20 protein-coding genes are annotated in these 19,747 nt (G+C 68.2%); 10 read left to right on the plus strand and 10 right to left on the minus strand.

Annotation, left to right across the window (positions count from 1 at the left end):
- Positions 1-13: 13 nt before the first annotated feature.
- Positions 14-898 (minus strand): KPN_02809 family neutral zinc metallopeptidase, encoded by an 885-nt coding sequence (gene ypfJ, locus OM977_RS09670; RefSeq protein WP_264357262.1) that lies wholly within the window; start codon positions 896-898, stop codon positions 14-16.
- A 58-nt stretch (positions 899-956) separates the two neighbouring features.
- Here ypfJ and OM977_RS09675 point away from each other — a divergent pair, with 58 nt between their 5' ends.
- Both OM977_RS09675 and OM977_RS09680 read left to right on the plus strand, forming a co-directional pair.
- The gene (locus OM977_RS09675; protein ID WP_264357263.1) at positions 957-2,405 is read left to right on the plus strand and encodes a class I adenylate-forming enzyme family protein; all 1,449 of its coding nucleotides are present in this window, start codon (positions 957-959) and stop codon (positions 2,403-2,405) included.
- Positions 2,398-3,600 (plus strand): thiolase family protein, encoded by a 1,203-nt coding sequence (locus tag OM977_RS09680; RefSeq protein WP_264357264.1) that lies wholly within the window; start codon positions 2,398-2,400, stop codon positions 3,598-3,600. The genes OM977_RS09675 and OM977_RS09680 overlap by 8 nt, the downstream gene beginning before the upstream one ends.
- A 361-nt stretch (positions 3,601-3,961) precedes the next feature.
- Here OM977_RS09680 and OM977_RS09685 read toward each other — a convergent pair whose 3' ends face one another.
- From OM977_RS09685 to OM977_RS09695, 3 genes are read right to left on the minus strand one after another with little or no spacing between them, the layout of a single operon-like run.
- Positions 3,962-4,594, minus strand: a complete 633-nt coding sequence (locus OM977_RS09685; protein ID WP_264353773.1) for an energy-coupling factor transporter transmembrane component T family protein — start codon at positions 4,592-4,594, stop codon at positions 3,962-3,964.
- Entirely contained in the window at positions 4,591-5,334 is a 744-nt protein-coding gene (locus tag OM977_RS09690; protein WP_264353774.1) for an energy-coupling factor ABC transporter ATP-binding protein, read from the minus strand. Before OM977_RS09690 ends, OM977_RS09685 begins: the two co-directional genes overlap by 4 nt.
- Positions 5,331-5,960 (minus strand): biotin transporter BioY, encoded by a 630-nt coding sequence (locus OM977_RS09695; RefSeq protein ID WP_264353775.1) that lies wholly within the window; start codon positions 5,958-5,960, stop codon positions 5,331-5,333. Before OM977_RS09695 ends, OM977_RS09690 begins: the two co-directional genes overlap by 4 nt.
- 375 nt (positions 5,961-6,335) lie before the next feature.
- On the opposite strand from OM977_RS09695, the gene OM977_RS09700 reads away from it, so the two are divergent.
- Positions 6,336-7,934 carry an ABC-F family ATP-binding cassette domain-containing protein gene (locus OM977_RS09700; RefSeq protein ID WP_264353776.1) on the plus strand — a complete coding sequence of 533 codons (1,599 nt, stop codon included), beginning with the start codon at positions 6,336-6,338 and terminating at the stop codon, positions 7,932-7,934.
- A gap of 71 nt (positions 7,935-8,005) precedes the next feature.
- Here the strand turns inward: OM977_RS09700 and OM977_RS09705 are convergent, their stop codons facing one another.
- Genes OM977_RS09705 through OM977_RS09720 form a run of 4 tightly spaced genes read right to left on the minus strand, consistent with a single transcriptional unit; the run spans position 8,006 to position 10,082 of the window.
- Complete coding sequence (locus tag OM977_RS09705; RefSeq protein ID WP_264353777.1) at positions 8,006-8,473, minus strand: YbaK/EbsC family protein; 468 nt, start codon at positions 8,471-8,473, stop codon at positions 8,006-8,008.
- Positions 8,474-8,484: 11 nt separating this feature from the next.
- Positions 8,485-9,360 (minus strand): SURF1 family cytochrome oxidase biogenesis protein, encoded by an 876-nt coding sequence (locus tag OM977_RS09710; protein ID WP_264353779.1) that lies wholly within the window; start codon positions 9,358-9,360, stop codon positions 8,485-8,487.
- Entirely contained in the window at positions 9,361-9,612 is a 252-nt protein-coding gene (locus OM977_RS09715) for a hypothetical protein (protein WP_264353780.1), read from the minus strand.
- Positions 9,609-10,082 carry a DUF3099 domain-containing protein gene (locus OM977_RS09720; RefSeq protein WP_264353781.1) on the minus strand — a complete coding sequence of 158 codons (474 nt, stop codon included), beginning with the start codon at positions 10,080-10,082 and terminating at the stop codon, positions 9,609-9,611. Before OM977_RS09720 ends, OM977_RS09715 begins: the two co-directional genes overlap by 4 nt.
- Positions 10,083-10,231: 149 nt before the next feature.
- On the opposite strand from OM977_RS09720, the gene fabG reads away from it, so the two are divergent.
- Positions 10,232-10,957 carry a 3-oxoacyl-ACP reductase FabG gene (gene fabG / locus OM977_RS09725; protein ID WP_264353782.1) on the plus strand — a complete coding sequence of 242 codons (726 nt, stop codon included), beginning with the start codon at positions 10,232-10,234 and terminating at the stop codon, positions 10,955-10,957.
- A 129-nt stretch (positions 10,958-11,086) separates the two neighbouring features.
- Complete coding sequence (locus OM977_RS09730; protein WP_264353783.1) at positions 11,087-11,839, plus strand: SDR family oxidoreductase; 753 nt, start codon at positions 11,087-11,089, stop codon at positions 11,837-11,839.
- 74 nt (positions 11,840-11,913) lie between these two features.
- On the opposite strand, the gene serB is transcribed toward OM977_RS09730, so the two are convergent.
- Positions 11,914-12,804, minus strand: a complete 891-nt coding sequence (gene serB, locus OM977_RS09735; RefSeq protein WP_264353784.1) for a phosphoserine phosphatase SerB — start codon at positions 12,802-12,804, stop codon at positions 11,914-11,916.
- Between the two features lie 115 nt (positions 12,805-12,919).
- Here serB and OM977_RS09740 point away from each other — a divergent pair, with 115 nt between their 5' ends.
- The 5 genes from OM977_RS09740 (at position 12,920) to OM977_RS09760 (ending at position 16,978) form a co-directional block, all read left to right on the plus strand.
- On the plus strand, positions 12,920-13,705 hold the full coding sequence (locus tag OM977_RS09740; RefSeq protein WP_264353785.1) for an ABC transporter ATP-binding protein: 786 nt from the start codon (positions 12,920-12,922) through the stop codon (positions 13,703-13,705).
- A 17-nt stretch (positions 13,706-13,722) separates the two neighbouring features.
- A complete protein-coding gene (locus OM977_RS09745) occupies positions 13,723-14,508 on the plus strand; it encodes a sulfite exporter TauE/SafE family protein (RefSeq protein WP_264353786.1) in 786 nt (261 codons plus the stop codon).
- Between the two features lie 7 nt (positions 14,509-14,515).
- Positions 14,516-15,325, plus strand: a complete 810-nt coding sequence (locus tag OM977_RS09750; RefSeq protein WP_264353787.1) for a TrmH family RNA methyltransferase — start codon at positions 14,516-14,518, stop codon at positions 15,323-15,325.
- A 179-nt stretch (positions 15,326-15,504) separates the two neighbouring features.
- The gene (locus OM977_RS09755) at positions 15,505-15,762 is read left to right on the plus strand and encodes a type B 50S ribosomal protein L31 (RefSeq protein ID WP_024365679.1); all 258 of its coding nucleotides are present in this window, start codon (positions 15,505-15,507) and stop codon (positions 15,760-15,762) included.
- A 109-nt stretch (positions 15,763-15,871) separates the two neighbouring features.
- Positions 15,872-16,978, plus strand: a complete 1,107-nt coding sequence (locus OM977_RS09760) for a lipoate--protein ligase family protein (RefSeq protein WP_264353788.1) — start codon at positions 15,872-15,874, stop codon at positions 16,976-16,978.
- A gap of 104 nt (positions 16,979-17,082) precedes the next feature.
- Here OM977_RS09760 and pepN read toward each other — a convergent pair whose 3' ends face one another.
- Positions 17,083-19,743: an aminopeptidase N gene (pepN, locus tag OM977_RS09765; protein ID WP_264353789.1), complete on the minus strand. Its 2,661-nt coding sequence runs from the start codon at positions 19,741-19,743 to the stop codon at positions 17,083-17,085.
- Between the last annotated feature and the right edge of the window lie 4 nt (positions 19,744-19,747).

Raw genomic sequence — 19,747 nt, forward strand, 5'->3', positions numbered from 1 at the left:
ATCGATGGTGTTGTCAGGGGGTGGCGACGCTGAAGGTGTCGCACTGGTTGATGTCGCCGGTGCTGTAGCCCTGGTAGAACCACTTCTGGCGCTGCTCGCTTGACCCGTGCGTCCACGCCTCGGGGGATACCCGGCCGGTGGCGGCCTTCTGGATCCGGTCATCGCCGACCGCGGACGCGGCCGAGAGGGCATCCCTGAGGTCCTGCTCCGACAGCGGGTCAAGGAACGGCTGCCCGGTGGCATCCGGGGTGGTGGTGGCGTAGCGGGTCCAGAGTCCGGCGTAGCAGTCGGCCTGGAGCTCCACCCGGACGGCACCGGATTCGGGTCCCTGCGGATCCTGCTGGGCGCGGTCGAGGTTGCCCAGCAGGTTCTGGACATGGTGGCCGAACTCGTGGGCGACGACGTACTCCTGCGCGAGCGGGCCGCCGGAGGAGCCGAAGCGGTCCACGAGTTCCTGGAAGAACCCCGGGTCAAAGTAGGCGGTGGTGTCCGCCGGGCAGTAGAACGGGCCCACCGCCGAGGTCGCGGCGCCGCAGCCGGTGTTGGTGCCGCCTTCAAAGATCACCGTCTCGGGCTGGGGGTACTGCCGGTTGTACTGGGCCAGATAGGCGGGCCAGAACGCGTTGAGGCTGTTGACCGTCCCCGTGATCCGGCAGTCGACCCGCGCGTCGGCGTCTGCGCCGCTCTTGCAGGCCGGCGCTGTGCCCTGGCTCTGTGCGCCGGGGTCCTGGGTGGTTCCGGCCAGGCCTTCCAGCAGATTGGGGTTGATGCCGAACAGCGCCGCGATCAGCAGGATGATGCCGCCACCAATTCCGCCGCCGACCTTGGTGCCTCGGCTCATGCCGCGACGGTCCTGGACCTGCGAGGGATCCAGCTGGGCATTGTCGTTGAAACTCATGCTGTCACAATATCGCTTACCGGCAGCTCGGGCGCCGACGCTCGGTAAAGTTGATCCGATGCCTTTTCTCGACAGACTCCAGCGCTGGGCCGACGAGCGCCCCGACAGCACCGCCGTCGTCCTCGCAGGGCAGCGACTGGACTGGGCGGCCTTGCGCGACGCCGCGGCGCAGCTCGTGCCGGCGGCTCCCGCCGTTTCGGTGCTCCGGGCGGACAACTCGCTGGCCTTCGCCGTGGAATTCGCGGCGGCGGTGGCGGGCGAGCGGCAGTGCGCCGTGCTGGACCCGTCGTGGCCGCAGCACCTGCAGGACGCAATTTCGGGACGGATCGCGACGACGTTCCCGGCGCGACCCAAAGCCGGGGCGGGAAACCGCGGTCGGCTAGGCGACGCGCTTGTGGACGGGCTTGATGACGGGCTCGTGGACGGGCCGCCGGGGTCGCCGTTCCTGATCGGGCTGACCTCCGGCACCACCTCCGTCCCGAAGGCCTTCACCCGCAGCCGGGAATCCTGGCGGATATCGTTCGACGCGTCCATCGAGTTCTTCGGGCTGACCGCGGAGGACAGGACCCTGGCGCCCGGTCCGCTCGCCGCGAGCCTCAACCTCTACGCCCTGGCCGAATGCCTCTATGCGGGCTCGGAGTTCCACGCCCTTAAGCAGTTCGACGTCGGCGACGCGCACGCCTCCGTCAGCCACGACGGGATCACGCGGCTGGTTCTGGTCCCCACCATGCTCAGGCTACTCAGCGAGCGGGGCCTAGCCGGCGGCGTTGACGCCTCAGGCATCCGCACCATCGTCTGCGCCGGTTCCAAGCTCGATGCCCGGACCCTGGAGGCGGCGCGCCGCTGGGCCCCCAACGCCACCATCTTCGAGTACTACGGCGCCTCCGAACTCAGTTTCGTGGCAGGCGCCGGCCTCCGGCCCGGGCAGCAGCCCCAGCTGGGTGGAACCGGAATCGGCAGACCGCTTCCCGGGGTGGAGATCCGCATCCTGGACGGCGCCGGGGCCGAGGTCCCGGAGGGAGGCGACGGGAACATCTGCGTCCGCAGCGGCATGGTCAGCGACGGGTACCTCTGGGGCGACGACGGCCAGGCCCTGCAGTGCTTCGACGGCTGGTACACCGTGGGGGACCAGGGCTACCTCTCCGGCGGAACGCTGCACCTGCTGGGGCGCCGCTCGGACATGATCATCACCGCCGGCACCAATGTGTACCCGCACGAAGTGGAGCTGGCCCTCGCCTCAGTGCCCGGCGTCGCCTCGGCAGTAGCGGCCGGGCTCGCCGACGATCTCCGCGGACAGCGCGTGGTGGCCGCCGTGGTCCCGTCCCAGGGGGGAATCACCGCCACCCAGCTGAAGTCGGGCGTGGAAGACGTGCTGGCGCGGAATAAGCGGCCGCTGGAGTATTACGCCGTGACCGAACTCCCGCTGACCGACCGCGGCAAGCTCAGCCGCCAGCTCCTGCTGGACTGGATCACCGGGACCGACCCCAGGATCCGCCGTCTTGGCTGAGTCCGGCGCGCAGGCCCTTCCCGATGACCGGCAGCCGGTCATCATCGCTGCGCGCCGGACCCCGGTCTGCCGTGCCAACGGCGTCCTGAAGTCCCTGCGCGCGCACGAGCTGCTGGCGCCGGTCTTGCGCAGCCTCCTCGACGACGCGGCCGTGCCTCCGGAGTCGGTGGCCGACGTCGTGATCGGCAACGCCGTCGGCGGCGGCGGGAACGTGGCCCGGCTCGCCGGACTCGAGGCCGGCCTGCCGGTCAGCGTTCCCGGGCTCACCGTGGACCGGCAGTGCGGCTCCGGGCTCGACGCGATCGCCCTCGCGTCCCGGCTCGTGGCTGCCGGGGGCGGCGCCGTGTACCTGGCCGGCGGGGTGGAAAGCATCAGCACGGCGCCCCTGCGCGCGCACCGGAACGGCGCCGGCGACCCGGAGTTCTTTTCCCGGGCGCAGTTCGCTCCGGCCGGCTACGACGACCCGGACATGGGCACAGCTGCGGAAAACGTGGCCGATCACTGCCGCGTGAGCCGGGCGCGGCAGGACGAATTTGCGCTGCGAAGCCACCAGCGCGCCGTCGCTGCCGCAGCTTCCGGGGTGTTCGACGCCGAAATCGTCCCGCTGGCGGGCGGCCCGGGCCCGGGCGGCACCCCCGTCGCTGCCGACGATGGGCCCCGCCGCGGGCTGACCGCGGCGGTGCTGGCGCGCTTCCCGCCGGCGTTCGTGGCCGGCGGTACCGTCACAGCCGGGAACTCCTGCTTCGACGCGGACGGCGCGGCCGCCGTCGTGATCACGTCGATGGCGCGGGCGCGCGAGCTCGGGGCCCGCGACGGCCTGCTGGTGCTGGGTACCGACACGGCCGGCGTGGACCCGCGGCTGCTCGGGATCGGTGCGGCCGCCGCCGGGGAACGGCTGCTCGCTGCGCACAGGCTGAAAACAGCGGACCTGGGCCTGGTCGAGTTCAACGAGGCGTTCGCGTCCCAGACCATCGCGTGCCTCGAGCAGCTGGGCATCGACCCCGGACGGGCCAACCTCGACGGCGGCGCCCTCGCCCTGGGCCACGCCTACGGGGCCTCCGGAGCGGTGCTCGTCACCCGGCTGCTGGCCCAAGCCCGCCGCGCGCCGGTGCAGGGGCAGTTGGCCCTGGCGCTGATCAGCAGCGCCGGAGGCATGGGCACTGCCGCGCTGCTGGAATACCGCACGCTGGACTGACGTCGGGGGGACATGCTCATTCCTGGCTTCGCGGCAGGGGACATGCTCAATGCTGGGTTCGCGGCAGGGGACATGCTCCTTCCTGGGTCCGCGGCAGGGGGACATGCTCATTCCTGAGCCCGGGCGATGGACATAGCGGAATTATGTCCAGTGCCCGCCGGCAGGGGAGGGCATGTCCCGTGGGGCTATGACGCCGGATGGACCTGTCTGCAGACGCACGGGGGAACATGCTCAAATGCTGGGTCCGCGGCGGGGGGACATGCTCATTCCTGGGCTAGGGCACTGGACATAGCGGCATTATGTCCAGTGCCTACAGGTAGGGGAGGGCATGTCCCATGGCGCAGCGACGCAGGAACGCGCGTCAGGCTTCGTGGTCCTCGGCTTCACCCAGCCCCCGCGCGGCGAGGGCTTCACCGGTCTGCCGGGCGAAGGCCACGGTGGTGATGAAGACCGGGAGCACCAGGGCGCGAGGGTTCCGTTCCAGGCCACGGGCGCGGGCGGAATCCCGGACATCGGAATAGGCCCCGGCGATGAAGGGGACGCTCCGCAGCATGATGGCGATCGTCAGGGCAAAGCGCTCGGGGTCCGCACCGAGGCGTCGGAACGGTCGGGCCAGGGATGCCACCCCGTCCAGCAGCGCCTGGACCGGCGTCGTCGCCGTCAGGATCGACGCCGCCACGATGCAGATCAGCACATTCAGCACAATCCGGGCCGCGGCCGGGCCACCTAGCTGCCACCACTGGAAGAGCCCGATCACGGCGAGCACCGGCAGCACCGGCCGGACCGCGCGCATCAGGCGTGCCAGGCCCGCCCCGCTGAGCAGGAACAATCCGCACATCAGTGCCAGCACACCAGCCGCCACCGGCCAGTCGGCGATCAGGAAGGACGCCATTCCGCAGCCAAGGACCAGGAGAAACTTCAACCACAGTGGCGCCCGGTGGACCAGGGACCTGCCGGGCACATAGTTTGCGAACAGGAACCCGGAACCGCTCACGGTTGCTCCCGGTGCGGCACGTCAGCGTCTGCCAGCGCCAGCCCGGCTGCACTGAGCGCACGGTAATGCTCGACGGCGGCGGAGGGGCCGCCGTCGAACACGACCCGGCCGGCGTGCACGACAAGGACGCGGTCCATGTCCTGCGCGAGCTCGAGGTCGTGCGTGGACAGGATGACCTGCTGGGTAAGTCCGGAAAGCGTTCTGCGCAGCAGTTCCCGGTTGCGCAGGTCCAGCAGCGTGGAGGGCTCATCCAGCACGAGCACCTCCGGGTCAACGGCGAGGACGGCGGCGAGGGCCAGCAGCTGGCGTTCCCCGCCGGAGAGTTCGTAAATGCTCTGGTCCGCCAGCGCCAGCAGCCCGAAGCGGTCCAGGGTAGCCTCGGCCTGCCTGCGCCGCTCCGGAGCGTTCCGGACCGAGCGCCGCAGGGAGAGCTCAACATCCTCACGGCCGGTAGGCATCACCAGCTGGGACAGCGGATCCGTAAAGACAAAGCCCACGCGGCGCCGGACGTCCCGCACCGCGCGGACGGTATCCAAACCGCCCACAAGCACATTGCCGCTGCTGGGCGCCACGAGGCCGTTCAGGAGCCGCAGCAGGGTGGACTTGCCGGAACCGTTGGCCCCAATGATGCCGATCCTCTGCTCCGCCAAATCCAGGGACAACCCGTCAAGCAGGGTCTTGGGTGCGGCGCGGCCGTCGACGTCGACCCGCACCGCCACCCGGTCCAGGACGATGCTCACGGGCGGGCGCCACCCGGCAGCGCGTCAGTCTTCCGGACGCGGCGGAGCAGCAGGTCCGGGAAGGCCTTGTGCAGGGACAGCGCGACGGTCACCGCCAGGGCGTTCTTGATCACATCACCGGGGTAGAAAGCGAGGTCGGCAAGGAAGGCCTTGGAGAAGTCCAGCTTCGCGTTCAGCATCATGCCGAGGACCCCGAGGCCGTGGACAAAGATGATGCTGCTCACCATGGCGGCCGCGAACAGCAGTACCGGCCGGAGCCGGGAGGCTGTGCCGGCCGTGCGGCGGAGCACGATGGCAGTGAGCCAGCCCACCGCCGCGGCGGCCAGCGGGAAGGCCAGGATGTAGCCGGCGGACGGTCCGGCAAGGACGCCGAGTCCGCTGCGGCCGCCGCTGAAAATGGGCAGCCCGGCGAGTCCCAGGAGGACATACAGCCCGACGGCGGCGAAGGCCCGGCCCGGGCCGAGGGCCAGTCCCGTGAGCATCACCGCCAGGGTCTGCAGTGTGATGGGCACGCCGAGTCCGCCCACGGGAATCGCGGCGATCAGCGCGGAGCCGGCCACGAGCGCGGCGAATACCGCGATCAGCCCGAGATCGGTGGCGTTCCAACGACCGCGGCGTGCAGGCACCTGGGCACCGGAAGAAGCGGTGCCGGAAGAAGGGGCACCTGAAGCAGCGGTGCCGGAAGAATTTTGGACGGGAGTGGGGGAAGTGCCACCGGTCGGGGTCATGGGTTGTCCTGTCGAGTCAAGGGGATCAGTTCTTGCATCCGACGATACGACGGCGTCGTGGTGCCGTTTTTGTAGGGGCTCCACTAACCGGCGGCGCGGATGCTGGAGGTCGCCGCCAAAGCCGGCCGCCCGGCGGAGGCAGGGGCCTTGTCATCCGGCGGAGGCAGGGCCGGTAGACTGGTAGAGGCCGTTCTCTCGGCCGCACTGCCCCGGCGCCCTCCAGATACCTCCGTTGTGCCGCGGCGTTCCCTGTTGTGAAAGGCCTTAGCTGCATTGATTACCGTCCAGGATCTCGAACTGCGCGCCGGCGCCCGCCTCCTCATGGACCAGGTGAGCTTCCGGATCGACAAGGGAGACAAGATCGGCCTCGTCGGCCGTAACGGTGCAGGCAAGACCACGCTCACCCGGGTACTCGCGGGCGAAGGCCTGCCCGCCGGCGGCAAGGTGACCAGCAGCGGCGAGATCGGCTACCTGCCGCAGGACCCCCGGACCCCGGACATGGAACAACTGGCCCGCGACCGCATCCTGTCGGCCCGTGGCCTGGACATCGCCGTCGGAAAGCTTCGGCAGACGCACGAAGACATGGCCAGCGAGGACGCGGAGGTCCAGCGCAAGGCCATGAACCGCTACGACCGGCTCGAATCCGAATTCCTGGCCGCCGGCGGCTACGCGGCCGAGGCCGAGGCCGCTGCGATCTGCTCCAACCTCGCCCTGCCGGACCGGCTCCTGAACCAGCCGCTCAAGACCCTTTCCGGCGGCCAGCGCCGCCGTGTGGAGCTGGCCCGCATCCTGTATTCGGGCGCCGAGACCATGCTTCTCGACGAGCCCACCAACCACCTCGACGCCGATTCCATCTCCTGGCTCCGTGACTTCCTCAAGAACCACCAGGGCGGCCTGATCGTGATCAGCCACGACACCGAGCTGCTCGAGGCCACGGTGAACAAGGTATTCCTGCTGGACGCCAACCGCGCGCAGATCGACTTCTACAACATGGACTGGAAGCGCTACCTCCAGCAGCGCGAAACCGACGAGCGGGCCCGCAAGCGCGAACGCGCCAATGCGGAGAAGAAGGCCCAGGTCCTCTTCGACCAAGCCAACAAAATGCGCGCCAAGGCCACCAAGGCCGTCGCCGCGCAGAACATGGCCAAGCGTGCCGAACGCCTCCTCGGCGGGCTCGAGGCAGTGCGCGAGACGGACCGCGTGGCAGCCCTGCGCTTCCCGGATCCCTCGCCCTGCGGCAAGACCCCGCTCACCGCGGACGGCCTCAGCAAGTCCTACGGTTCGCTGGAGATCTTCACCGACGTGGACCTGGCCATCGACCGCGGCTCCAAAGTTGTCATCCTGGGCCTCAACGGCGCCGGCAAGACCACCCTGCTGCGCATGCTCGCCGGCGTTGACAAGCCGGACACCGGTGAAGTCATTCCCGGGCACGGCCTGAAGGTGGGCTACTACGCCCAGGAGCATGAGACGCTCGACGTCGACCGCACCGTCCTGCAGAACATGCGGTCCTCCGCTCCTGACATGAACGACGCCGAGGTGCGCGGCATCCTGGGGTCGTTCCTGTTCTCTGGCGACGACGTCGACAAGCCGGCCGGGGTGCTTTCCGGTGGCGAGAAGACCCGTCTGGCGCTGGCCACGATCGTCGCGTCGAGTGCCAACGTGCTGCTTCTCGACGAGCCCACCAACAACCTCGACCCGGCCAGCCGCGCCGAAATCCTCGGGGCCCTCAGCAACTACACCGGCGCCGTCGTCCTGGTCAGCCACGATGAAGGTGCCGTCGAGGCGCTGAACCCGGAGCGCGTCGTGCTCCTGCCCGACGGCGTCGAGGACCTCTGGAACGAGGACTACCTGGACCTCATTACGCTGGCATAGGCCCAACCAACTAACTCGCAGTTGAGGCCGTTTTCAGCGCGCTAAACGGCCCCAGCTGCGAGTCAGTTGGGCTAGCGGACGGGCAGTTCTTCTGCGCCGGTGATCCTGTGCAACTCTTCGTAGCTGATCGAGAACATCGAGTAGTGGTCGCCCGCTCCTGCCCAGAGCACCGGGTGGTCCGCCAGTGACTCGTCCAGCACGGTGCGGATCTTTTCCGGATGACCCAGCGGGGCGACGCCGCCAACCTCCTGTCCGGTATGCGCCAGGACGAAGTCAGGCGAGGCGCGGCGGATCCTGCCGGTGCCCAGCTGGGCGGCGACCTTCCGAACATCCACCTTGGCGGCCCCGCTGGCCAGAATCAACAGGGGAGCGCCCGCCAAGTCGAACACGAGGCTGTTGGTGATCGCAGCGAGCTCGCAACCGAGCCTGGCTGCCGCGGCGGCCGCCGTCGGGACCTGCGAATCGAACACGGTGACCGTGTCCTCGGCGCCCGCAGCGGCCAGTGCCTGCTTTACGTTCGCTACCGGTTCCGGATACATTCCGCTGTCCTTCAGTAGCCCTGGGCGTCCAGGATGGCGTCTTCCTCTTCCTCCGCCGTGGCGTTCTTCCGCTTGCGCGGTGCAGGCCGACGGCGGGCCACCGGTCCGCTGGAGTGATGGAAGGTGCCGTCGGCAGGCTCTTGCGCGTCCTCCGCGTCGATGGCAGCGTTCCGGGCCTGCTGCCGGGCCGCGTAACCGAAGCCGATGAACATCAGCACCCCGAAAGCAAACCACTGCAGTGAGTAGGACAAGTGGGTGCCTTCCTCGATGGAGGGCTTGGGGAAGGCGATGGGCATGTCCGCCGCCGACGGGCTCTCCGACGCCAGCTGTCCATAGGCGCCGGTGAGCAGCGGGTAGCCGAGCTGGGCGGAGTAAGCGGCCAGGTCAATGGACGCCAACTGGCCGTCCGGGGCGCCGCGCTGGAGTTCGGGCTCGGCGTGCTTGAGCCGTGCCACGACCGTCACGTCGCCCGGAGGCGGGGCCGGGATCGAGTCGGGCCGGCCGGGATTGTTGTTGCCGATCGGCAGCCAGCCGCGGTCAATCACCACCGTCTCGCCGGTGTCCAACCGGAACGGGACCACAACTTCGTAGCCGGGCTGCCCGTTAAGCGGGCGGTTGCGGACGATGCGCTGGCCGCCGGCGTCGTACCTGCCCCTCAGTTCCACCTGGGTCCACTCGCGGTCCGCATCCAGGCTGCTGAACTGGTCCCGGACGTCGGCAAACGGTACCGGTGCGGCGGAGTAGTTGGAAGTGACGCGGTTGATTTCGGCCAGCGTTTCAGCGCGGCGGTCCATCTGCCAGCGGCCCAGGAAGACGCAGGCAGTCGCGAAAATGGCGGCAAGCAGGAGATAGCCCAGCCACTTGCTGGAAAAGAGGAACCGATACATTCAGCCGTCCCCGCCAGCCGGGACGAGGGCCACGGTTTCCTTCCAGAGGCCGCGGGTCTGGAGGTAGTCCTCCAGCCAGGACCGGTGCTCGGAACAGGCAAGCCAGATCTTCCGCCGCTCGGGCGTGTGGATCTTCGGATTGTTCCAGAGCAACTGCCACTCGGCCCCCGCCCGGCAGGCCTTCCGCGAGCACACCGCTTCGGCGGGGCCCGACGCCAGGCTCCCGCTTCCGGCAAGGTCAAACAGGCTCATGACGCAGCCCGCCCTTGGTCGCCTTCATCGTCAGCAAATCCGTCCTCTTCGTCGATCAATTCGCCCTGCAACAGAGTGATGGAAGCGTCGTCCGCCCCGCCAGCCACAGGCTCGGCGGCTGCCGTCCCGTCGGCTGCTCCTGGCGCATCCAGTTCGGCCATCGGAGCGTAGTCCAGCAGGGCGTCACTGTGGATCTCCGCCTTGTCGCCGCCGTTGGCGATGATGACGGCAACCCACGGCAGGAACACGGCGCCGAGCGCGGGTACAAGCTTGAACCAGCCGTCCACCACAAAGATCAGGATCAGGCACACCATACGGATACCCATGGCCACGGCGTACTTGATCATCCGCTGGCGCATCTCTTCAGAGTGTGCCGTCGCGGCGTCTGTGATGCTGTGGACCTCGCTGTCACCGGAAAGCGCGTCGGGGTCCCCGGGCATCGCGTCACCGGGTCGGTTTTTGAGTGTCAAGGCTGTTAGATCACGCTCCCAAGGCTTACTTCAATTCTCGCACCATCGGGGGAGCCGCCCAAACGCGGGCCGGCCGGGCGCTAAGATCGGAGGCAGGAAAATCCAGCCCCCAGCGCGGCGCCGTCCGCCGCAGAATCCGGAGCACCACCATGTCTGAAGCAGCAACCACGGGACGCAGCGTCCTGATCACCGGCGGAAACCGCGGAATCGGCCTTGCCATCGCGGAATCCTTCCTCGCCAACGGGGACAAGGTGGCGGTCACGTACCGCAGCGAATCGGCGCTGCCCGCGGGCATCCTCGGCGTGAAGGCCGACGTCACCGATGAGGCCTCGGTGGATGCCGCCTTCGCTGAGGTCGAGGCTGCACACGGGCCCGTCGAGGTGCTCGTGGCCAATGCCGGCATCACGAAGGACACACTGCTGATGCGCATGAGCGAAGACGACTTCACCTCCGTGATCGACACGAACCTCACCGGCGCCTTCCGGGTCATCAAGCGGGCGTCCAAGGGAATGATCCGGGCGCGCAAGGGACGCGTAGTCCTCATCTCCTCCGTCTCCGGGCTGTACGGCGCCCCGGGCCAGATCAACTATTCGGCCTCCAAGGCCGGCCTGGTGGGGATCGCCCGGTCACTGACCCGCGAGCTGGGTGGCCGCGGCATCACCGCCAACGTGGTGGCGCCCGGGTTCATCAACACGGACATGACGGCGGAACTGTCCGAGGCGACGCAGAAGGACTACCTGTCCAAGGTCCCCGCCGGCCGCTTCGCCGAGGCCTCCGAAGTCGCCGACGTCGTCCGCTGGGTCGCCAGCGAAGAAGCGTCCTACATCTCCGGCGCGGTCATCCCGGTCGACGGCGGCCTGGGCATGGGCCACTAAAGACGGGACTCTCCGGCACTAGCCGGTCGCGGCTTCTTTGTGGACCCTGGACAACGGAATTGAACTGCGACGCTGGCATGATGGAGTGCAGACCCACCGTTTTTGGACGTTTGGAACAAAGGAGCTCGAATGGGACTGCTGGACAACAAGACCGCAATTGTGACCGGTTCATCGCGGGGAATCGGCGCCGACGTCGCCAAGTACCTCGCAGCCGAGGGCGCCAACGTGCTCGTGAACTACCGCCAGAAGGCGCCGCGCGCCAACAAGGTGGTCACGGAGATCGAAGCAGCCGGCGGACGCGCGGCAGCCGTGGGCGCGGACCTCACCACGCAGGAAGGCGTGCAGACGCTCGCCAGCGCGGCCATGGAGAACTTCGGTTCGCTCGATGTCCTGGTGCTGAATGCCTCCGGGGGTATGGAGACCGGTATGGAGGAGGGGTATGCGCTCAAGCTCAACCGCGACGCCCAGGTGAATATGCTCAACGCCGCCGTGCCGCTGATGCCGGAGGGCTCGCGGGTGGTCTTCGTGACCAGCCACCAGGCGCACTTCATCGACACCGTGCCCACCATGCCGGAGTATGAGCCGGTGGCCCGCAGCAAGCGTGCCGGCGAGGATGCCCTCCGTCAGCTCATCCCGAACCTCGCCGAAAAGGGCATCTCGCTCGTCGTCGTGTCCGGCGACATGATCGAGGGCACTGTCACGGCCACCCTGCTGGACCGCTCCAGCCCGGGCGCCATCGAAGCCCGCCGGGCCGAGGCCGGCAAGCTGTACTCGGTCTCCGAGTTCGCTGCCGAGGTCGCCAAGATGGCAACGGCCGACGTCGAGACCGGCCACACCGAGTACGTCGGCGGCTCCGACTACTTCGGCAAGAGCGCCAGCTAGGCGCCAAGGCACGGACGAGTTAACGGCAAGGGCCGGGGCATCCGCCCCGGCCCTTGTACGTGAAGCGATGCTGTTCAGACCCCGGCGATGTGCCGCACGGCGTCGAGATAGGGCATGCTCACGACGGCGTCCGCCGCGACGCGCACGGCGGGCTTGGCGTTGAAGGCCACGCCGATCCCGGCGGCACCGAGCATGTCCAGGTCGTTGGCGCCGTCGCCCACCGCGATGGTGTGCTCCAGCGGGATGCCTTCCGCGGCGGCCCATTCGCGCAGGTACTTTTCCTTGGCGGCGCGGTCGATCACGTCGCCCAGCACCTTGCCGGTCAGCGCGCCGTCGACAATTTCCAGCTCATTGGCAATCCAGTAGTCCAGCCCCAGGCCTTCCGCGATCGGTTGGAGAATCTGGTTGAACCCGCCGGACACCACCGCGACCACATGGCCGGCGGCCTTGAACGCGGCCACGAGCTCGGCGGCGCCGTCGCTGAGCTTCACTTCGGCGCGGACGGCATCGACGACGTCCGCCTTTAGGCCGGCGAGCACGGCCACGCGTGCGTGCAGGCTCTGCGCGAAGTCCAATTCGCCGCGCATGGCAGCCTCCGTCACGGCCGTGACTTCCTCGCGCTTGCCGGCATAGGCGGCCAGGAGTTCGATGACCTCCTGCTGGATCAGGGTGGAGTCCACGTCCATGATCAGGAACTTCCGCGGGGCGCTCCGGAGTGCGGCGGGCACGATCGCGGTGTCCACGCCCTCGACCGCACCCGCTGCGGCCTGGCGGAGTTCCGTCAGCGCCGCCGCCGTCCCGGACGCCAGGCCGCAATCGGCGGTGTACACCTCGAAACGGCTGTCACCGGTCCGGGTTTCCGCCTCCACGGTCGCACCGGCCGCGCTGAGCACGCCCCGGAGCTGCTGGATCTCGGAAGGGGACAGTTTCGGGCCGTAGCTGACCGCGGTAACGTTCGGACTCATGGCTGCAATCCTAGCCAGCGCTCCTGCGCCGCCCGAATTCGTTTCGCGGCAGTGACATGCAGGGGCCGCGCCCCGGTTATCAGTAGTCCGCCCTTTTGTCCTAGTGTCTACTCCTATGAGTGATGTTCTTGAAATGGCCGCCGTCAGCGTTGTACGCGGGGCGAAGACGCTCCTGGACAAGGTGGACTGGCAGGTCAAGGAAGGCGAGCGTTGGGTGATCCTGGGCCCCAACGGCGCCGGCAAGACCACACTCCTGCAGATTGCCGCCGCCCGGATCCACCCCACCAGCGGCATGGCGGGCATCCTGGAGGAAATCCTCGGTGCTGTCGACGTCTTTGAACTCCGGCCCCGGATCGGCCTGTCCTCGGCCGCCCTTGCCAACCAGATCCCTGAGCACGAGAAGGTCCTCAACGTCGTCGTGACGGCCGCCTACGGTGTCACCGGCCGCTGGCGTGAGGGCTACGAGAAGGACGACGAGCGCCGTGCCTTCGGCCTGCTGAACGAATGGGGCATGGGCCCGCTGCTCAACCGGCCCTTTGCCTCGCTGTCCGAGGGGGAGCGGAAGCGGGTCCAGATCGCGCGGGCCCTCATGACGGACCCGGAGCTTCTGCTCCTGGACGAACCTGCCGCCGGGCTCGACCTCGGCGGCCGCGAGGACCTCGTATACCGGCTCAGCGAACTGGCCCGCGACGAGGCCGCCCCGGCCATCGTCCTGGTCACCCACCACCTCGAAGAGGTCCCGCCGGGTTTCACCCATGCCATGCTGATGCGCGACGGCGCCGTGGTCGCCCAGGGTCCGGTGGCAGAGGTCCTCACCTCAGAGAACCTGAGCGAGACGTTCGGCCTGCCCCTGGACGTCAGCGTTACAGCGGGACGCTACACCGCCACTGCCCGCCGCTGACGGGTCCCTGACAGCGCGTGGAGTTCCTCAACAGCGTCTTCATTTTCTTTGCCGGGCTCTGGGCGGGCACCATCAACAGCGTTGTCGGTTCGGGCACCCTCGTCACCTTCCCGGTTCTGATCGCCCTCGGCTACGCGCCCGTTACGGCGTCGATCAGCAACGCGATGGGTCTCGTGGCAGGGAGCGCCGCCGGGGCGTGGGGCTACCGCAAGGAAATGGCCGGCCGCGGCAAGCAGCTGCTCCGGCTCCTGCCGGCCTCGCTGCTGGGCGGCATCAGCGGCGCGTACCTGCTGCTCCACCTGCCCGAGAAGGTCTTCCATTACGCCGCCCCCGTGCTGATCGTGCTGGCCCTGCTGATGGTGGTCTTCCAGCCCCGGCTGCAGCAGTGGGTCCGGAACCGCGAAGAGAACCCGGAACACGCCCTCAGGGACCGCAGCCACGGGTTCCTGCTGGTGTTCCTGGTCTACCTGGCCGGCGTCTACGGTGGCTACTTCGTCGCGGCCCAGGGCATCCTCCTGGTCGGCATCCTCGGCGTCTTCATGTCCGGGACCATCCAGAACGCCAACGCCATGAAGAACATCCTGGTCCTGGGCGTGAACGTCGTCGCGGCGGCCTCCTACCTGCTCTTTGCCTCCGGCCGGATCGACTGGGCGGTGGTGGGGCTGATTGCTGTCAGCTCGCTCGCCGGCGGCGTGATCGGTTCCAAAGTAGGCCGCAGGCTCTCCCCGGCGGTGCTGCGCGGAGTCATCTTCACCCTGGGCCTGGTGGCCCTGGGCTTCATGGTTGCCAACCTCCTGAAATGACCAGCCCATGACCTTCCACCACCTCGAGTCAGCCGACGACCCCCGCGTCTCCGACTACACCCAGCTGACGGACGTCCACCTGCGCAAGCTGCGCGAACCGGCCGAAGGAATGTACATTGCGGAGTCTTCCCGCGTGCTGCGCCGCGCGCTGGCGGCGGGGCATCGGCCGCGTTCCTTCTTCCTCGCGGAGAAGTGGGTGCAGGACCTCGCGGACGTCTTCGAGCAGTACCCGGACGTGCCCGCCTATATCGGTTCCGCCGCACTGCTGGAGGATATCACCGGGTTCCACCTGCACCGCGGCGCCATGGCGGCCATGCACCGGCCGGCGCCGGTGCCGCTGCCGGAGCTGCTGGCCGGTGCCCGCAGGGTCGCGGTGCTGGAGGATATCGTGGACCACACCAACGTCGGGGCGATCTTCCGTTCCGCGGCCGCCCTGGGCGTGGACGCCGTCCTCGTCTCGCCGCGCTGCGGGGACCCGCTGTACCGGCGCAGCGTACGGGTCAGCATGGGGACGGTGTTCCAGGTCCCGTGGGCGCGGCTGGAGGACTGGCCGGGGGACCTCGCGATGCTCCGGGAGCTGGGTTTCACCGTCGCCGCGATGGAGCTCACGGACGATGCTGTCTCTCTGGAGGAACTCGCCATCCGGAACCCGGAACGGCTGGCGCTGGTGCTCGGCACGGAGGGCGCCGGCATGAGCGCAGGCACCCTGGCCGCCGCCGACCTCGCCGTGAAGATCCCGATGCGCGCCGGCGTCGACTCCCTCAACGTGGCCGCGGCCTCGGCCGTCGCGTTCTGGGAGCTCCGGCCCCGCGACTGATGGCGGATGGGACCTCGCGCCGGACCTCACACTGGAGGGTTAGTCCACCCGTGTTCGTCCGCTGCGCGGGTTTCCGCTATCATTGGTAGCTGGCTGTGCTGCGCCGACAGGTGCCAGCCAGCCATCCCACTCATACCTGGCAACTGGCAAAATCCAGTTGTGCGAACAAAGGTCCAATTATGAAGTCTGATACACACCCGAAGTACGAAGCTGTTGTTTTCAACGACCTGGCTTCCGGCGTTAAGTTCCTGACCAAGTCCACCGTGTCTTCCAAGAAGACCATCGAGTGGGAAGACGGAAACACCTACCCGGTCATCGACGTCGAAATCTCCTCTGAGTCCCACCCGTTCTACACGGGCAAGCAGCGCATCATGGACTCTGCTGGCCGCGTCGAGCGCTTCAACGCTCGCTTCAAGGGCTTCGGCGGCAAGAAGTAACAACTTCGCCCCAAGGTCTTTTGAAAAAGCCCGCACCGTTTACGGTGCGGGCTTTTTGCGTCCGGGCGTCAGCGCCGGGGTCGGTGCGGGGCGTGGCAGGATTAAGCCCATGACAACTCTTCCCCCGGTTCCCGGTCCGGGCAACGCGTACGACGGCGGCGCCGGTCACCACGGGGAGTACAAGGTCCCCGGCGGCAAACTCGTTGTGGCAGACTTCGACGTGGTCGACGGGGTCCTGGCGAACGTGTCGCTCAGCGGTGACTTCTTCCTGGAACCCGACGAGGCGCTGCTTGAGATCAACCGGGGCCTGACCGGCCTTCCCGAAGACGCCAGCGCCGCGGACATCTCCGCCGCGGTGGGGGCGGCCCTGCCGCCGGACGCGGTCCTGTTCGGCTTCTCCGCGGAGGCAGTGGCCGTGACTGTCCGCCGCGCCCTCGCCAAGGCCACCGGCTGGGGGGACCACCACTGGAACATCATCGCCCCCTCGGTGCTGCCCACCCACGTTAATGTGGCCCTGGACGAGGTGCTCACCGAGGAGGTCGGCGCGGGCCGCCGGAATCCCACCCTGCGCTTCTGGGACTGGGAAGAACCCTCGGTCGTGATCGGCAGCTTTCAGTCCGTCCGGAACGAACTGGACCCCGACGGCGTCGCCCGGCACGGCATCAGCGTGGTCCGCCGGATCAGCGGCGGGGGAGCGATGTTCATGGAGGCTGGCAACTGCATCACCTACTCGCTGTACCTCCCGCAGACCCTCGTGGACGGCATCAGCTTCGCCGACTCCTACGCTTTCCTGGACGCCTGGGTGATGGCCGCCCTCGAGAAGATGGGCATCAGCGCCTTCTACGTCCCCCTGAACGACATCGCCACGGAGCACGGCAAGATCGGTGGTGCCGCGCAGAAGCGGCTCGCCAACGGCGGGATGCTGCACCATGTCACGATGAGCTACGACATCGATGCGGACAAGATGGTCCAGGTGCTGCGGATCGGCAAGGAAAAACTCTCGGACAAGGGCACCACGAGCGCCAAGAAACGGGTGGACCCGCTCCGCCGGCAGACCGGCCTGGCCCGGGGCGAGATCGTCGCAGCGATGATGGAGGTTTTCACCGAACGCTACGCCGCGACGCCGTCGGAGCTCACCACGGCCGAACTCGACGCCGCCCGCCGCAAGGTCGACGAGAAGTTCGGAACCGCGGAGTGGCTGTACCGGGTGCCGTAAATCTCCCATCGATTGCTCCCCACCGGCCCCCTCGCCTCGCAAGCTCGGCCAGGGAACCCTGCCGACGTGGGCCCACCGGCCGTTATGAGCCGCCAAAAGGGCAGTTACGGAGCAGCCGATGCAGTGTTCGTCGATGCCGGAGTCGATGCGGAGGTCGCGTTCACGGCCTGGGCTGCCAAGGCACGCAGCAGGTGGCTGCGCTGTTCAATGATGATGCGCCGCAATGCACGCGGCGCGTCCGGGTGTTCGGCCAGCCAGTTGTCCGTCCGGACGATCACGGCGTGCGTCGCGGGGGTTCCGCCGAACCCGTCGAGATCCTGGCCTGCCGGGTAGAGTCCCCGGACGATCCGGCTGGCAATCTCTATGCTCCGTCCGGACCACACCGGCGTCAGGCACTCGAAGTAGCGGTCAATGAATGCGCCGAGCAGGTCCGCCGGGCCGGTGCTGAAACCGGCAATGGTTGCGCTCAGCAGCTGGTTGGACAGCTCGGTCCCGTGGACCGCAGCATGCCAGGCTGCTTCCTTGACGGCCGCGTCCGGACGGGCAGCCATGGCCGTGGCGTGGCCGGATTTGCCCGCGGCGGTGTTGTCCCGGGCGAGCTCCTCATTGAGCTGTTCCGCGGATGCCTGACCGTTGGCGGCCAGCGCGTGCCAGAAGCTCCAGCGCAGTTCGGCGTCGACGGCGAGGCCTTGGACCACGGTGCTGCCGTCCAGGACGCCGCGGATCAGGTCCAGCCGGCTGGCGTCGTAGCGGCTCGTCGCCGCCACCGTGCGTGCCCACGCAAGCTGCTGGTCAGAACCGGGCTCGGCGTCGAGCAGCCCGGTGGCCGCCACGGTCAGGAACTCGGATCGCACGGCATCCCGTTGCGTCCGCGGCACGTAGCGTTCGATCGCGGTGGAGGCGTTGCCGAGCACGTTGAGCAGCACCCCAATGCCGGTTTCGGCGCGTCCGAAACGCATCACGGCGTCGACATACAGGGACGCCGGCGTCACCGCATCCCTGGCGGAATCCCAGAGCGCGGTCCAGCACAGCGCCCGGGCCATCGGGTCAATGAGCCGGTCCAGGGAGCTCCGCACAGTGGCTTCGGAGCGCGCGTCCAGGCGCACCTTGGCGTAGCTGAGATCATCGTCGTTCACCAGCAGCAGGGCCGGCCGCTGCTTGCCGGCCAGCCCGGCCAGGACCGTCCGTGCACCGCTGACGTCGGTTTCCACGCTGTCGTGGCGGACCAGGGCGCCGGCGTCGTCGACGTCGTAAAAGCCGATCCGCAAGCGGTGCGGCCGCGGTTCCTGCCGGCCGGTAATCGGGTCGTTGGCGTCCTGGACGATCGTTACGGCGTCGAGGACGCCGTTGTGGTCTTCGATCTCGCTGCTGAGCGTCGAGATGCCCGAGGTCTGCAGCCACTGTCGGGCCCATTCCCCGAGGTCGCGGCCGGAGGCGGCGCCCAGTGCGGCCAGCAGCTCGGCGAGCGTGGTGTTGCCGTAGGCGTGGTCCTTGAAGTAGCGGCGGGAACCGGCGATAAACGCCTCGAAACCCACGTAGGCGACCAGCTGCTTGAGCACGGAAGCGCCCTTGGCGTAAGTGATTCCGTCGAAGTTCTGCTTGGCGGCCTCGAGGTCCGGGATGTCAGCGACGATCGGGTGCGTCGTGGGCAGCTGGTCCTGGACATAGGCCCAGGCCTTGCGGTTGTTGGCGAAATTCACCCAGGCCGTATCCCAGTCCGTGGTCCGGTCCACGCCGAGGGTGCCCATGTAGTCCGCGAACGATTCCTTGAGCCACAGATCGTCCCACCACCGCATGGTGACGAGGTCGCCGAACCACATGTGCGCCATCTCATGCAGCAGGGTGTTGGCGCGGGCCTGGTACTGCGAATCGGCGGCCCGCGAGGTGAACACGTAGCTTTCGGTGAAGGTGACGAGCCCGGGGTTTTCCATCGCCCCCAGGTTGTACTCAGGCACAAAGGCCTGGTCGTATTTGCCCCACGGGTACGGGAAGTCGAAGAGCGTGTTGAAGAAGTCGAGGCCGTTCCGGGTCAGCGCGAAGAGCGCGGCGGCGTCGAAGGACGCGGCCATCGACGCACGGCAGTACAGCGCCAGCGGCACATCCAGGGCGGTCCCGTCCGCCAGCGTCCCGCTCCAGCTGTCTTCGGCCTTGAAGTACGGGCCGGCCAGCACTGTCGTGATGTAAGTGGACATCGGCTTGGTCGGGGCGAAGTCCCAGCGGCTCGTGGTCGGGTCGCTGGTCAGCGGGCTGCGCCCGGTTTCGCTTCCGTTGGAGGCCACCTGCCACTCGGATGGCGCCAGAACGTGGAAGGTGAATTCGGCCTTGAGGTCGGGCTGTTCGAAGTTCGCGAAGACCCGCCGGGCGTCTGCTGGCTCGTACTGGGTGTACAGGTAGCACTGCCCGTCCGCCGGGTCGAAGAAGCGGTGCATGCCCTCGCCCGAGGTGCTGTACAGCGCCGTGCCGGTGACGGTGACCTGGTTTTCGGCCCGCAGGTTGTCCAGCCGGATCCGGGAGCCGTCCGCGATGTCGGCCACCGGCAGCCCCTTGCCGTTCAGTACTACGCTCTGCACCTCGCCGCTGATGAAATCAAGGAAGGTCGAGGCGCCCGGCTCGCTCGCGGAGAAGGTGATCTCGCTGCGGCTGGTGTAGCCGGCCACGTTCGGATCCGCCGCCCGCCGGACGTCGAGGGAGACATCGTAGCTGTGCGTGGTGATCAGGGCTGAGCGGGTGGCCGCTTCGTCGCGGCGCAGGTTCTGGTTCGACACCCAG

This window comes from Pseudarthrobacter sp. MM222 (genome assembly GCF_947090775.1).
In the GTDB taxonomy this organism is placed as follows: domain Bacteria; phylum Actinomycetota; class Actinomycetes; order Actinomycetales; family Micrococcaceae; genus Arthrobacter.